Annotated in this window: 12 protein-coding genes; 7 read left to right on the top strand and 5 right to left on the bottom strand. The window is 71.2% G+C overall.

The features are described from left to right. Positions 1 to 15: 15 nt before the first annotated feature. The 5 genes from ACWD01_RS23995 to ACWD01_RS23975 all read left to right on the top strand — a co-directional run bounded on the left by ACWD01_RS23995 (position 16) and on the right by ACWD01_RS23975 (position 7,818). Positions 16 to 4,284: an alpha-(1->3)-arabinofuranosyltransferase domain-containing protein gene (locus ACWD01_RS23995; protein ID WP_451164844.1), complete on the top strand. Its 4,269-nt coding sequence runs from the start codon at positions 16 to 18 to the stop codon at positions 4,282 to 4,284. Positions 4,285 to 4,364: 80 nt separating this feature from the next. Next, positions 4,365 to 5,915: a condensation protein gene (locus ACWD01_RS23990; protein WP_451164843.1), complete on the top strand. Its 1,551-nt coding sequence runs from the start codon at positions 4,365 to 4,367 to the stop codon at positions 5,913 to 5,915. After that, a complete protein-coding gene (locus ACWD01_RS23985) occupies positions 5,912 to 6,703 on the top strand; it encodes a class I SAM-dependent methyltransferase (protein ID WP_451164842.1) in 792 nt (263 codons plus the stop codon). The genes ACWD01_RS23990 and ACWD01_RS23985 overlap by 4 nt, the downstream gene beginning before the upstream one ends. A 3-nt stretch (positions 6,704 to 6,706) precedes the next feature. Further along, complete coding sequence (locus tag ACWD01_RS23980) at positions 6,707 to 7,612, top strand: DMT family transporter (protein WP_451164841.1); 906 nt, start codon at positions 6,707 to 6,709, stop codon at positions 7,610 to 7,612. Continuing rightward, entirely contained in the window at positions 7,609 to 7,818 is a 210-nt protein-coding gene (locus tag ACWD01_RS23975; RefSeq protein ID WP_451164840.1) for a Trm112 family protein, read from the top strand. Before ACWD01_RS23980 ends, ACWD01_RS23975 begins: the two co-directional genes overlap by 4 nt. Positions 7,819 to 8,172: 354 nt before the next feature. Here the strand turns inward: ACWD01_RS23975 and ACWD01_RS23970 are convergent, their stop codons facing one another. Next, entirely contained in the window at positions 8,173 to 8,961 is a 789-nt protein-coding gene (locus ACWD01_RS23970) for an MBL fold metallo-hydrolase (protein ID WP_451164839.1), read from the bottom strand. A gap of 92 nt (positions 8,962 to 9,053) precedes the next feature. Between ACWD01_RS23970 and ACWD01_RS23965 the strand changes: the two genes are divergently transcribed. After that, positions 9,054 to 9,662 carry an ABATE domain-containing protein gene (locus ACWD01_RS23965; RefSeq protein ID WP_451164838.1) on the top strand — a complete coding sequence of 203 codons (609 nt, stop codon included), beginning with the start codon at positions 9,054 to 9,056 and terminating at the stop codon, positions 9,660 to 9,662. Between the two features lie 286 nt (positions 9,663 to 9,948). On the opposite strand, the gene ACWD01_RS23960 is transcribed toward ACWD01_RS23965, so the two are convergent. From ACWD01_RS23960 to ACWD01_RS23945, 4 genes are all read right to left on the bottom strand, one after another. After that, entirely contained in the window at positions 9,949 to 10,380 is a 432-nt protein-coding gene (locus ACWD01_RS23960) for a DUF2267 domain-containing protein (RefSeq protein ID WP_451164837.1), read from the bottom strand. A 238-nt stretch (positions 10,381 to 10,618) separates the two neighbouring features. Then, positions 10,619 to 12,379, bottom strand: coding sequence for a DNA polymerase/3'-5' exonuclease PolX (gene polX / locus ACWD01_RS23955; protein WP_451164836.1), 1,761 nt, complete (start codon positions 12,377 to 12,379; stop codon positions 10,619 to 10,621). A gap of 335 nt (positions 12,380 to 12,714) precedes the next feature. Further along, complete coding sequence (locus ACWD01_RS23950; RefSeq protein WP_451164835.1) at positions 12,715 to 13,218, bottom strand: hypothetical protein; 504 nt, start codon at positions 13,216 to 13,218, stop codon at positions 12,715 to 12,717. Further along, positions 13,181 to 13,345 carry a hypothetical protein gene (locus ACWD01_RS23945; protein WP_451164834.1) on the bottom strand — a complete coding sequence of 55 codons (165 nt, stop codon included), beginning with the start codon at positions 13,343 to 13,345 and terminating at the stop codon, positions 13,181 to 13,183. The genes ACWD01_RS23950 and ACWD01_RS23945 overlap by 38 nt, the downstream gene beginning before the upstream one ends. Before the next feature lie 238 nt (positions 13,346 to 13,583). Between ACWD01_RS23945 and ACWD01_RS23940 the strand changes: the two genes are divergently transcribed. Further along, positions 13,584 to 13,874 carry a hypothetical protein gene (locus ACWD01_RS23940; RefSeq protein WP_451164833.1) on the top strand — a complete coding sequence of 97 codons (291 nt, stop codon included), beginning with the start codon at positions 13,584 to 13,586 and terminating at the stop codon, positions 13,872 to 13,874. Positions 13,875 to 13,965: the final 91 nt, after the last annotated feature.

Below are 13,965 nucleotides of genomic sequence, written 5' to 3'. Positions count from 1 at the left end.
AAGCGAGGAACGGTCATGACCACTACGGTCCAGGCGCCCACCCGGGCGCCGCAGCCCGGCCCGACGCCGTCCGGGGCGTCCGAGGCCCCGCGCGGACGACGCCTGCTGTTCGGCTTCTGGGCCGTCGTGCTGGTGTCCTTCATCGCGGTTTCCCCGGGGAGGATGACGTTCGAGACCAAACTCGGCGTCGCCCTGGATCCGCAGCGCTTCCTCGGCGACCTCGGTTCGCTGTGGAACGGCAATGTGGGTCTCGGTGGTATAGCCAACCAGTACATCGGCTACGCCTTCCCGGCGCTCCCTTACTACGCGTTCATGGACTTCCTGCAGGTGCCGATATGGCTGGCCGAGCGGCTCTGGCTGTCGATCATTGTGGCCGTCGCCTTCTGGGGCGCGCTCAGGCTCGCCGAACGGCTGCGCGTGGGTACACCCGCGACCCGGCTGCTCGGGGCGGTGGTGTACGCGCTGTGGCCCACCTTCACGATCGTCATCGGATCGACCTCCGCCGCCGCGCTGCCCGGTGCCCTGTTGCCCTGGGTGCTGCTGCCGTTGACCTCCGCGGCGCTGAGCCCCCGGGTGGCTGCGGCACGTTCGGCCCTGCTGATCCCCTTCATGGGTGGGGTGAACGCCGCCTCGACGCTGGCCGCGCTGCTGCCCGTGGGTCTCTACCTGCTCAGCCGTCCGCCCGGCCGGCGCCGGCGCGCGCTGCTGGGCTGGTGGATACCGGGCGTCGTGCTGGCCACCGTGTGGTGGGTGGTGCCGCTGCTCCTGCTCGCCGTCCACGGCGAGAACTTCATGCCGTACGTCGAGCAGGCCGACACCACCACCGCCACCATGTCCGCGACCGAGCTGCTGCGCGGCGCCGGCAACTGGGTGGCCTATCTGAACTTCGGTGAGGCATGGCTGCCGGCCGGCTGGGCCGTCGCGACCTCCGTCCTCACCATCCTCGGTTCGGCGTTCGCCGCGGCGCTGGGACTGGCAGGCCTTGCCCGCCGGGACCTGCCGGAGCGCCGCTGGCTGCTGCTGACCGTCCTGGCCGTCGTCCTGATCACCCTCGCCGGGTACGGCGGCGCCTTCGGCGGTCCGTTCCACGGTGTCGTCCAGGACTGGTTGAACGGCGCGCTGAAGCCGTTCCGCAACATCTACAAGTTCCAGCCGGGACTGGCCCTCGCGCTCGCCCTCGGACTGGCCCACCTGACGGCCGTGCTGTCCGTGAGCAGAGGTTCACGCGCACTTCCCGCTCGCCGCTGGGCGCCCGCGGCCGTGGCGGTGCTGGTACTGCCCGGTCTGGCACTGCCCTACGTCAACGGCTCGATCCTGCAGCCGGGGGCGTTCACCAAACTGCCCACCCACTGGGAGAAGGCCGCCGGTTGGCTGGGGGACAACGCCCCGAACAGCCGGGCATTGGTGGTACCGGCGACGGCGCACGGCATCTACACCTGGGGTTCCCCCATCGACCAGCCGTTCGACGTGCTGGCCGAAACCCCCTGGGGGCAGCGCGACTTCGTCCCCTTCGGTACGCCCGGCGCACGTCGTATGACGGACGCAGTCGAGCAGGCGCTGCTGTCCGGCACCGAGGTTCCGGGCCTTCAGGCGTACCTGGCACGGGCCGGCATGCACGAGGTGGTCGTCCGCAACGACCTCGACCCCGACCAGATCGGATATGTCCCGCCGCAGACGGTGAAGCGGACCCTGGAGTTGTCCGGCTACCGCAAGGTCGCCGCGTTCGGCCCACTGGTGACCGGAGGGCGCATCGCCGCCGACACCCCGCTGCAGGTGCAGGGGCTCTACCCGCAACTCCAGGCCGTGGAGATCTATCAGCCGCAGGACCGCGACAGGCGGCCCGACAGGGTCGGTGTGTCGGCCGTGGCCGACACGGCCGTGGTCAGTGGCGGACCCGAGGCGCTGCTCCAGCTGTCCGCCGATCCCTCGATGACCGACCGGCCGGCCGTACTGGCCGGGGACGGACTTCCCAAGGGCGTCATCGCACCGGTGAAGGCGGTCGCGGACGGGCTGCGGCGAGCCGACACCCGGTTCGGCCTGGTCAACAACAACACCTCGTACACGTACACCGCGGACGAGCGCAATCACTCCGGCAGCCTGCAGAACCCGGGCGAGAAGCCCAAGCAGATCCTGCCGTCGGAGGGAACCGGTCATCAGACGACGGCGGTGCTGCGCGGCGCCGAGTCCGTGACGGCTTCCAGCAGTGGCAACTGGCTGTTCCACCTGCCGCAGTACGACCCGGCGAACGCCTTCGACGGCAACCCGGACACCGCGTGGGCCGAGGGCAGCCCGGGCAAGCCGGTCGGACAGTGGCTCAAGGTGGACTTCTCCCGGCCGACCGGCATCCCCGCCTCCATCCAGCTGACGCCCCTGGCGGGCGACGGCATGCGCGCGGCGCCCACGCGGGTGCGGATCGAGACCGACCGCGGTTCGGCCGAAAGCCCGCTGCAGACGAACGGCCTTCCGCAGACCGTCAAGGCGCCCTCCGGCGAGGCCTCCTGGATGAAGATCAGCATCGTTGCGGCCCAGCAGGCGCGGCCGGGCCTGTCCGGGGCCGGTTTCTCCGAGGTGTCGATCCCGGACGTGCAGGTGACGCGCATGCTGGTGCTGCCTGCCGACGCGGAGCGCACCGACGCGGCGGCGAGCGTGTACTCCCTGCACCGCGGAACCGACGCGGGCGGCTTGTCGCCGGTATCGGCCGAGGTGGGACTGCACCGGCGGTTCAGCACCCAGGAGACGGGCGAATACAAGGTGTCGGCCCGAGCCGTCGCCGTCCCCGGCGGCCCGCTGGACGAACTGCTCGACCGTTCGGCTCCCGGATCGAAGAACCGGCTGACGGCCTCCGTGGACTCCACCAGCCGCAACGGCATGTCACTCAGCGCCCGCAACCTGGTCGACGGCGATCTGACGACCGCCTGGATCGCGGGTGACCGGCCGGTCGTCCATCTGAGCTGGCCCAAGAAGGAGAAGATCGACGAGATCATCCTCGCGCCGGCGGGCGGGGTGTCCACCCGGCCGGAGCAGGTGCTGATCAGCTCCCCGCACGGCGCCGCGACGGCTGACGTGGACGAGAACGGGCGGGTCCGCTTCCCGGAGATCGAGACGAACCGGCTCGACATCGTCATCAGCAGGGTCGCCCCGCTCACCGTTCACAATCCGGTGGCGGACGCGCAGTTGCAGGTGCCGGTCGGGCTGAGTGAGGTCCATGTTCCCGCACTGGCCGATCTGCGGGTGCCGCGTCCGAAGCCGTCCGCGCGCTTCTCGTTGCCGTGCGGCGAGGGCCCGGACCTCGCGGTGGGCGGTGTCCTGCACAAGACGAAGGCCTCCGGATTCGTCCGGGACCTCACCGAGCGGCGTCCCGTCACCGTCGCACTCTGCGCAGGGGAGGAGAAGGACGGCACCCTGGAACTCCCGCCCGGCGATCACGCGGTGGAGGCGGGTGACGCGGGCCCGCTGGCGATCACCGACGTCACCCTGACCCGAGGCACCGTGCAGGAGATGGCGGGAGCGGCGGGGCGCGAGGCCACCGTCACCAAGTGGACCGACGACAGCCGGACCGTCTCGGTGTCGGCCGGCTCCGGCGAGGCCGCGTACCTGCAGACCTACGAGAACGCCAACGACGGCTGGAAGGCCACCCTGGACGGCACGGAGCTGGAGTCGGTGCGTCTCGACGGCTGGCAGCAGGCCTGGCTGATCCCGGCCGGGGCGTCCGGCACGGTGAACCTGGAGTTCGAGCCCTCCGGGCCGTACCGGGCGGCCTTGATCGGCGGCGCGATCGCGCTCCTCGCGCTCGTCGCCCTGGCCTTCGTGGGCCGCAGGCGCAACGCCGGTGGAACCGACGAGCAGCTGCCCGAGCCGGCAGCCCCGGGGATGGTGCTCGGGACGCTGGCGCTGACCGCGGTCGTCGCGGTGGCGGCGGGGCCGCTGGCCCTGGTGGTGCCCGTACTCGCCGTGGCGGCGCGGTTCCGGCCGGCTGTCCTGGTGCCGACCGCGGCGGCGGCGATGGCCGGAGCCGGCATCGTCGCGGCCGTCGGCGCCGGGGAGCCGGTCGCCGGCGGGCACGGCGCGTTCAGCGGCTTCGCGCAGGTACTGGCGCTGGTGGCCCTGTCTGCCGCCCTGGTGACGGCGGTAAGCCCGGCGTCCGAGGCCGCCGGGCGTGAAGACGACGACGGCCTTGACGCGCCGGAAGCCGGACCGGTGGTCACGGCCCGGCAGGGAAACACCGACGACGGGGACCGGCCCGAGCCGCCCCGTCGGGAGCCGGTCGGCGGTGGCCCCTCGTGATCTCGCCGTGGACCACCGCCGGGCGGGGGACCGCAACCCCTCCCGGCGGGGTCCGGATTCCCTTTCCGACCATCGACGAGGTGTCGCGGCACTGCCTCAGTGACGACGAACCGGAGACCGTACACATCGAGGTCCACCTGCCCGGACGGCTGGACCCGGCACGGCTGCGGACCGCGTTCCGGCGGGCGTTGCTGACCCATCCGAGGGTGCTGATGCGTGAAGTGCCCGGCCGCCGGCACCGGAGGTTCTTCGCGTGGGAGCTGACCGGCGAACCGGACGGCGACCCGGTGAGCTTCGCGGGGCGGGGCCCCGGCGCGTTGGCGCAGGCCCGGGCCCGGGCCCTGACGGAATGCCCGTCGCTCACCCTGTCGCCGCCGATGCGCCTGGAAGTCGTCGAGGTCCACGGGGAAACGGCCACCGGTGAGCCGTCGGTGGGCGGTGGGCCTTCGCAGAAGACCTGGACCGTGCTGCTGCTGACGGTGCATCACACGGCGCTCGACGCCCCCTCGGGGCTGAGGGTGCTCGCCACGACCGCTGAACAGTACGCCGGCGTGGCCGCTGTCCCGGTCCCCGGGCCGGTTCGGCCGGGCCGCTCGGGTCGGGCCCCGAGCGCGAGCGGCGGCACCGGCCGTGCGGTAGGCGCGCGGCCCGTACGGGTCGCGCCGGACTCCCGCCCCGCGCCGGTGCGCGCCGGTGCCGTGGGCAACGGCATGCTGCAAGCGGAACTTCCTGTTCCGCGACTTGTGGCGCGGACCGGAGGCCCCCCTCACTGGACCGTCAACGACCAACTGCTGGTCGCCGCGTCAATGATGGTGGGCCGGTGGAACGTCTCGCAGGGGCGGCCGGCCGGTCCGGTGCGGATCACCATGCCCGTCGACGACCGTCCGCGCGGCAGGGAGATGCCGATGGGGAACGGAACCCGGCTCGTCGAAGTGGCCATGACCTCCGAGGACCCGCGCGACACGGGCCTGCTGCTCGGTGAGCGGCCGGATCTGGCAGCCGTGGTCCGGTTGCTGCGCACCACCGCTGGGCGAACCCGCGAGCTCAAGGCCTCCCACGGTGCGCCACTGGGGCCCGGGGCGAGCCTGTTGACCGCACTGCCACTGCCGGTCGGGTTCCGGGGCGCGCTCACCCGGGGCGCGCGGCGGGCGGCGGCGCCCTGGACGTCGACGGCGCTGGTCACCAACATCGGACGCGTGCCGTACGCCCTCGACTTCGGCGACGCCGGCCGGGCGACAGCCGTGTGGTTCTCCGCACCGGCGCGGATGCCGCGCGGGCTGAGCGTTGCGGCGGCTTCCACCGGCGGGCGACTGCATGTGACGCTGCGCTGGTCGCGGGCGCTGCTGCGTGACGCGTCGGGCGCGCACCTGGCCCATTTGTTCGCTCAGTCCTTCTCGACGACGTCAGACGCCACCCTGGCCCGGTCGAACGCTGAGGATTTCAGGCCGGAAGCCGACGCTCCGGAAGGCGACGCCACCGCTCCGGACGCCACCGCGCCGGACGCGGGTGCGCCCGGCGTTCGGAGGGAGCCGTGCCGACCCGGCGGGCTGTACGGCCGCGACGCACCGCATTCGGACCCGACACCGGGTGGAGCCCGCTCCGCCGGGGAGAACCACAAGAGGCCATCATGACCCCCTCACCCACCGGCTCCGCCGCCTTGACATCGCCCGAGGTGCCCGCGTCTTCGCCGACGACGCCCGTCCCCGGGCTGCGCAATTTCTACGAGAACCCCACCGTTCCCGTCGCCTCCGGGGAAGCCCGGACACTGCGCCAGGCCCGGATGCTGGCCGATGCGCTCGGGCCCGTGGGGCCCGGCCGCCCGGCCGCGACCGTGCTCGACGTGGGCTGCGGGGACGGCTCGGCGGGCGCGACCGCCGCCCGCGTACTGGACGGGCACCGCATCGTGGGGATGGACTGGTCGCAGGACGCGCTGCGCCGGGCGGCGCCGCGCCTGAGCCAGGTCGTCCGCGGCGACCTGACCGGCAGTGGACTGCCCTTCGCCTCCGGCAGCGCCGACGCCGTGCTGTTCAGCGAGGTCGTCGAGCACCTCGTCGACCCCGACAGTGCCCTCGACGAACTGCACCGGGTGCTGCGCCCCGGGGGGCATCTGATGCTCTCCACGCCGAACCTCGCCGCCTGGTACAACCGCGGGCTGCTGCTCGCCGGAGTCCAGCCGGTGTTCTCAGAGGTGAGTCTGCGCCGCATCCACGGCAGACCGGGCAGCGAAGTGGCGGGCCATCTGCGGCTGTACACGGCGCGGGCGCTGCGCGAGTTCGTGGCGGCGTCAGGGTTCCGGGTGGTGACGGTCGCCGGTGCGCCGTTCCACGGAGTGCCGCGCCCGCTCCGCCCGCTGGACCGCCTGGCCTGTGGGCTGCCGTCCCTCGCCTCCATCCTCCTCGTACACGCGAGGAAGGTGTAGCCCGTGGTGTGGGGTGTGGCCGCCGCGCTGGTGGCGAACGTCCTGTACAGCACCGGCTTCGTCCTGGAGAAGCGGGCGCTGGCCGGCATGCCGCCGCTGAGCGCCGCACAGCCGGGCCGAGTCCTGCTCCTGCTGGCCGGCAGACCCTTGTGGATCTGCGGGGCCATGGCGCTGGCCCTGGGGTTCGCCGCCCAGTTGGCCGTCTACCGCACACTGCCGATCGCCGCTGCCCAGGGCTTGTTCCTGTCCGGTCTGGTCCTCCTGCTGGTGCTCTCGTCGGTAGTGCTCGGTGAGCGCCCCTCCGGGCGTGAGCGGCGTGCGGTGGCCGTCATCGGTCTGGCGCTGGTGATGGTGGTGGCCTCGCTGTACGAGACCAGCGAGGAGATCAGCCGCAGCGCGCCCGCGGGCATCCTGCTGGGACTGTGCGTGCCGGCACTCGCGGCCGGGCTGCTGCTGTACGGGGCAGCGGAACGGCGCGCCCGCCGGCGCCACCGGCAGCCGACCACCGGAGTGGCCTACGCGGTGGCGGTCGGTCTGCTTTATGGGGTCAGCTCGCTCGCCATCAAGGGCATCTCCGGGTATCTGGACACCTCGGACCTCCTGGGCTCTGTCCCCGCCCTGTTCGCCTCCCCCTACCCGTACCTTCTGCTGTTCACAGGGGTCAGCGGGCTGGTGCTGTCGCAGACCGCCCTGCAGCGTTGCCGGGCCTCACTGATCGTCCCGGTGTGCTCGACGGTGACCTGCGTGTTCACCATCGTGAGCGGCACGATCGCGTTCGACGAGCCGCTGCCCGACGACCCGTTGCGGCTGTTACTGCGTCTCGGCGGCACCGTGCTGGCCCTGACGGTCCTGCTCACCCTGCCGCGACACGACGCGGACACCAACACCTCCGAAGGAACCCGGCCATGAACCCTGACAACCCGCTGCTGAAGATCCTCGCCTGCCCGCTCGACAAGGGTCCGCTGATCCTCGACGAGATCAGGGGCGCTCTCTACAATCCGCGCCTGCGCCGCCGCTACCCGATCGTCGACGGCATCCCGCAGCTGCTCCCCTCCTCCGGCGAGCCCGCCGTCGAGCAGGAACACGACGCACTGCCCGACTCTGGGCGTTCGTGACCTCCACTCCGCCTTGACCTGCGTCTTTACGGGAATCCCACCCTCTCCATGCCTTTCCGCCGACGCACCATGTGGGGTACCCGGTTCGGCGTAGTGCGGCGTTGCCCCAACGGGGGTTGGCGGACACGAACAAGGACCCGACGGCGCGGCCGCCGGGGGCGGGCGGGCGCGCTTCACCGGGCTGAGGACCGGCCTCGGTGTTCCGGGCCTGGAGAGCCTGTTGGCGGAGGTAGGCAGGCTGGAGCGGGTGTGGCGGCTGGAGTTGCCCGCGGGCCTGTTCGCGGGCGTGTCGGAGAAGCTGGTGGATGCCTGGCGGGCGCGGGCGTCGAAGGAGTACCCGGCGAACCTCCAGGCTCAGGCGCGCTGCGTCCAGTTTTGGTCCAGGCGGTCGGCCAGGCCGGCGGCGTTGAAGGCGGCTTCCAACTCGTCGCGGCCTTCGGTGAAGTGGGCCCAGCTGTCGTGGTGGACCGGGACGACACGGCGGGCGTCAAGAATCCGAGTGGCCTCGGCCGCCTGCGCACTGTCCAGCACGAGCGGGTTGCCGTCGAAGAGCATGGGGAAACGGGGCGCGCCGGCGAACAGGATGGCGGTGTCCACCGGGGCGAAGCGATCGGCGATCTCCCTGACCGCGTCGAGGGAGGCGTTGTCGCCGCTGACGTAGACCGTCGGCAGGCCCTCGCCGTTCAGGACGAAGCCGACGACCTGGCCGGCGAACGGCTCGACTTCCTCGCGTGGGCCGGGGCCGTGGATGGCGGGGACACCGGTGACGGTGATGGCGCCGCCGCCCGGGCGCTCCAGCTCGACCGACTCCCAGTCGGCCAGGCCCTTGGCCTTCTCCCCGAGGCGTTCGCCGCCGCCGGGAGTGGTCAGCGTGAGGGGGACGTCGGTGAGCAGGGCCCGGCCGGAGGTGTCGAGGTTGTCGGCGTGCTCGTCGTGAGAGAGCAGGACCACGTCGACGGGGCCGACGTCGGAGGGCGTGGCGGTGGACGGCTCGGTCTTGACCAGGGTCGCGCCGGGCGAGGGGTAGTCGCCGGGGCCGTCGAAGGTCGGGTCGGTCAGGAAGCGCAGGCCACCGTACTCGAACAGGGCGGTCGGGCCGCCGAACGTGCGGACCGGGAACTGATCGGCGTTGAGCTGGGACATCACATCTCGTTTCTCACGAAAAAACTCTGCGTTTAACGTGAGGTCAAGGTAGGTGGGTATCACGGAAAAACGCAAGCGCTACCATGAGAGGCATGGGTGACACCCTGGCCATCGACCTTGCGCAGACCGCTCTGCCCCCGGCTCCGGGTGCTGACCGGTACCGCTCCCTGGACTTCGCCGACACCGCCGTGACCCTGCCTGCCGGCCAGAGCTACGACCTGCTTGCCGCCCCGGAATCCGCCATGCGCTGGCTCGCCACCCACGACCTGACCACCCCGGGCGTACAGCTGTACGAGGTGTGCGCGCAGCGGATGCGCACGCTGCGCGCCCACGTACGCACCCTGTTCGCCGCCCGCATCGACGCCGCCACCCCGCCCGAGCAATCCCTGCACGCGGTGAACGAGGCACTCACGGCCGTACCCACCGCACCCCTCCTCACCTGGGACGGGGTCCAGGGGCTGCGCCGCATCCAGGCACACCCCACCGACCGGGCCGTCAACCACGCACTCGCGACTCTTGCCGCTGACGCCGCCGACCTGCTCACCGGTCCCGACGCCGGCATCCTCGCCGCCTGCGGCTCCGCCCCCTGCGACCGGTTCCTTCTGCGTACCCACGGGCGGCGCCACTGGTGCTCCACCCGCTGCGGCGACCGCGCCCGCGCCGCCCGTGCCTACGCCCGGCGCAGCGGCTCCTCGGGCTGACACGCCGCCCAGATCGCCGCCCGTCGCGCCACTGCGGGGAAGCGCGCCACTCCAGACGACGTGATGACCGTGGCGTTCCAGGAGCTCGCGCTACTCATCGATGCCGAGCAGGCCCGCGGCGCTCTCCGCGATTCGGGCTGACCCGTGGACAGTCCGGCCAGCCCCGGCCAGCCAAGTCGGTCCGAGCCCGACGGGGACGACCGGACGCAGGCAGTGTGTGCGCCAAGCGGTCGCCGGTCCCCGGCGGGGCCGCCATGCTGATCCCTGCCGCGTTCGTCGAGTCCGGTCAGGCAGCCGGCTGGAGGAGGAGATCACGGATGTCGTGCGGGAGTTGGTCCAGGGCCGCCTCCAGTTGTCCGGGCGAGACGTGGTCGCGTACGACGGCGGTGACCGCGGGAACGAGCCGGGGTACTTCTTCGGCTGCGACCTTCGCTTCCTGGGCGAAGCGGTTCACATAGGCTTCGCGGCCGTACTTGACCGGTACGGTGCTGGGGTCCCAGCCGTCGTAATAGGCGCCCCGCAGCAGGTCAGGGAGCTGTGCGGCAAAGTGGGCGGCCACGTCCACGGTGAGCCGGTCGCGCAGCGTGTGCAGCCAGGTGCGAAGTACCCGGTGGGCGAAGTGGCGGTCCTCGGTGCCCAGGGCTTCGGACACCGCTTTCAGCCAGATGTTGGCGGTATGGATGGCGTGCTCGAAGTCGAGCGGATGAGTGGGAGGCATCGGTTTGCCCCTTCCAGTCTCTTTGTGGTGCCGGCACGAGGTCGTGCACGCGATGGCTTCTCTTGCCTGTTCCGGGTGACCAGGTTGGGGCGCACGGAACCTACCGGCAGCGCCGCAGTAGGGCATCACGGGCTGAGGGACACCGGCGAGTCCGCGCGCTTCGTCATGACGCTTCGCGCTCCGGTTCATGACACGCGGAAGCCCGCCGGGAAGGGCGACTTGCCGGGACCAGGTTGGGTCAACGGCGGGGTTTTCGACTGGTCCTTCCCTTGCGCAGGAAGCGCCGCAGCCGGGTCTGGGGCCAGGTGTTGATCACGTCGTCCTTGGTGAGCCAGCCGCGCTGTGCCGTGCCCACGCCGTAGCGCATGTTGGCCAGGTGGAGAGTGGCGTGGGCGTCGCTGTCGACGGCGAACCTCACGCCGTGCCTCTTGGCCCGCAGGATGTCCTCGTCACGCAGATCCAGCCGATCGGGGTGAGCGTTGATCTCCAGGGCGGTGCCGGTGCGCGCACACGCGGCGAAGATCTCGTCGAGGTCGGCATCGATGGGCGGCCGCTTGCCGATGATCCGGGTGGTGGGGTGGCCGATGATGTTGACGTACGGGTTCTCGCAGGCCTGGACCATCCGCCGGGTCAGCGCCTCGCGGCTCTGGTTGAAGTGCGAGTGCACCGAGGCCACGCACAGGTCGAAGCCGGCCAGGAACTCCTCGGGCCAGTCCACGCCACCGTCCGGATCGATGTTCAACTCCACGCCGTGCAGCAGCCGCATGCCGTCCCGCTTGCCGCGTTTCGCGTACTTCCCGTCGAGTTCCCGGACGCGTGCGCGCTGGGCCAGGATGCGTTCGTCGGTCATCTGCTGCATGTACAGGTTCGGCCCGTGGTCGGTGATCGCGTAGTAGGCGTACCCGCGCTCGGCGGCCGCGGCGACCATCTCCTCCAGCGGGGCGAGCCCGTCAGTGAGGTCGGTGTGCGTGTGCAGGTCGCCGCGGATGTCCGTCTCCTGGACCAGGCCGGGCAGCTCGTCGTGCAACCCGGCTTCGATCTCCCCGCGGTCCTCGCGCAGGGTGGGCGGGATCCAGGGCAGGCCAAGGCGTGCGTACACGTCCTCCTCCGTCTTCGAGACGATCTTCTTGCCGCTCTCCGCGTCGAAGAGCCCGTACTCGGAGAGCTTGAGCTTCTGGTGGACGGCCAACTCCCGGGTGCGGATGTTGTGCGCCTTGGACCCGGTGAAGTATTGGAGGGCTGCGCCCCAGGAGTCCGGCGGTACCACCCGCAGGTCCACGGACAGGCCCTTGGTGGTACGGATGGACGTCTTCTTCTCGCCGCGCGCGGTGATCTCCGAGACGTACGGCAGCTCGGTGAACGCCCGCATCACGGGCGCCGACCTGCCGGCCGCGGCGAGCACGTCGATGTCGCCGATCGTCTCGCGGAAGCGGCGCAGCGACCCGGCGTAGGTGCAGCGACGGCAGCCGGTCACCCGGGACAGCTCGGTGACGATGTCTTCGGCGAGGTCCATGGCGACATCGAGCAGGACCCGCTCTCCGGCGGACTGAAGCAGTTCGATGCCATGGAGGATGTTCTCCTCCGTCTTCGGCCCGAAGCCCTTCAGGTCGCGCAGCCGTTCCTCGTGGATGGCGTCGGCCAGTTCCTCGACGGAGGAGATGCCCAGTTCCTCATACAGGACGCAGGCCTTCTTCGGGCCGAGCGTGGGGATGGCGGTCAACCGCCGGACGCCGGCGGGGATCTTCGCCCGCAGCTCCTCGACGGCGGACACGCTGCCACTGTGGAAGTGCTCGAGGATCTTCTCGGCGATGGACTTGCCGACGTTGGGGATCTCCTGGAGACCCTTGACGTCGAGGGTGGACACGTCGGCGTGGTAGCCGCCGATCGCGCGGGCGGCCTTCTCGTAGACGCGTGACTTGTACGCCTCTCCGCCGGTGATCGAGATCAGGTCCGCGTACTCCTGAAACAGCGCCGCGACCTCGTCGTTGGACCGAGCCATGACTCCCGAGTAGGCAGACAATGCCCGTTCATGCGTGCCGGCGGCTGTCTCCCGGCCGGCCGATCGCGACGGCGGACACCAGGCGGCGGGCGACCGTGGCCCACTGCGAGTCGGTGAGGTCCGGCCGACGCGGGTCGGAGCGGACCGAACACACTCAGGCCGGCCGGGCGGGCGCGCGAGCCCCGAGGCGCTCGACGGGGGCGTCGAGAGCATGGGCCGAGTAGGGCAGCGGGCCCAGGCTCGGCGAGCAGCTCGACAGGGGCGGCTCCGTGAGCATCCCCCGCGATCTGCCGGGCACTGGTGTGGACGATCCGGCCGGTGTCGCTACGCGGCGGTCAACGGAGGGATCTGCTCCGCGAGACCTGCGTCGCTGCCGTCTCCGCCAGGACCATCCCCGAGGCCCAGCCGCCGGCTGTCCCGACATCGTCCAGGGATACTCCCGTCACTGCGGCGACAGCGCGCTGCGCGAGATCGTCGTACGCACGGTCGGCGATCTCCGTGGAGATTCCTTGGCCATCGGGGAGAAACCCGGCCGCGGTGAGTCCAGCCGAGACGGGCGGGCTCATCTCGCCCCATCGGATCCCGCTGTCGAGCGCCATGCCGCCCCACCTGTCGTCGAGGTCCGCGTACAGCAACTCGAGACGGTTGGGATTCTTGAAGACGGTCATCGCGGGATACCCGGCGCTGCACAGGTCGAGGAGAACGGACCGTTCGGCTCCCACGAGTCCCGTACAGCCGCTGGTCTCGATGATGACGCTCCAGCCGGGGTGCACGCGGCCGGCGACGAGAAGAACACCGTCTTCAGCAAGGCCTTCGTCTCCTTCCTCGTGGGAGCACATCGAGCGGGTTCTCCACGGGGTGGACGGAGACGGTTTCCACAGCCTGCAGTGCCTCGAGCGGGGGCAGGGTGGTGAACGTGAAGGACCAGCCACCGAAGTAGCCGTCGAGGGTCTGCATCAGGTCCACGAGGCCTCCGGCGAGAACGGGAGCGGCGCTCCTCGATGTTCGAGGAGCGCCGCTCATCGTACTTTCCGGCCGGATCGTGGACATCGCGCGCCCGATCGTTCGCCGCGGCGACTCCACGGTTGTCGACTTCGCCGTAGACCTCGACGACTGACGTGCGGCACACGAACCACTGCCGCGGCGCAGGGGGTTGACGGTACGGTGGCCGCCCCTGCCGAGCCGGTATGACCTGGAGGTCTGTATGGCTGACCAACCCGTCAAGGCGCACTTCACCGAAGATGTCACCCTTCCTGACGGCCGGAGGGTGCGCGTCAGCGCCTACCCCGACGGAAGCATCCGGTTCCGTGTGGACGGCCTGCCCTATGTCCTGACCGAGGCGTACCTCAGCGGTAACCCCGAGAAGGACCACGCGATCATGAAGATCTCGCCCGGTAGGCAGGGCAGCGGAGCCTCCAAGAACTACGTGGAGTGGCTGGCGGAGAAGAACGCGGGCCAGACGTACGAAAGCGCCCCCTCACGGCCGGAGTCATGAGGGGGCGCTGTGCTGTATTCCGCGACGGATCGGCCCCGAGCCCCGCCCGGCGCCAGAGTCGGCGCCCGCCGGTCGGCGACGGACCGCTCCC

Source organism: Streptomyces sp. NPDC002835, assembly GCF_053591995.1.
The sequence above is the reverse complement of the archived record's forward strand: the minus strand, read 5'-3'. Positions and strand labels throughout refer to the sequence as shown.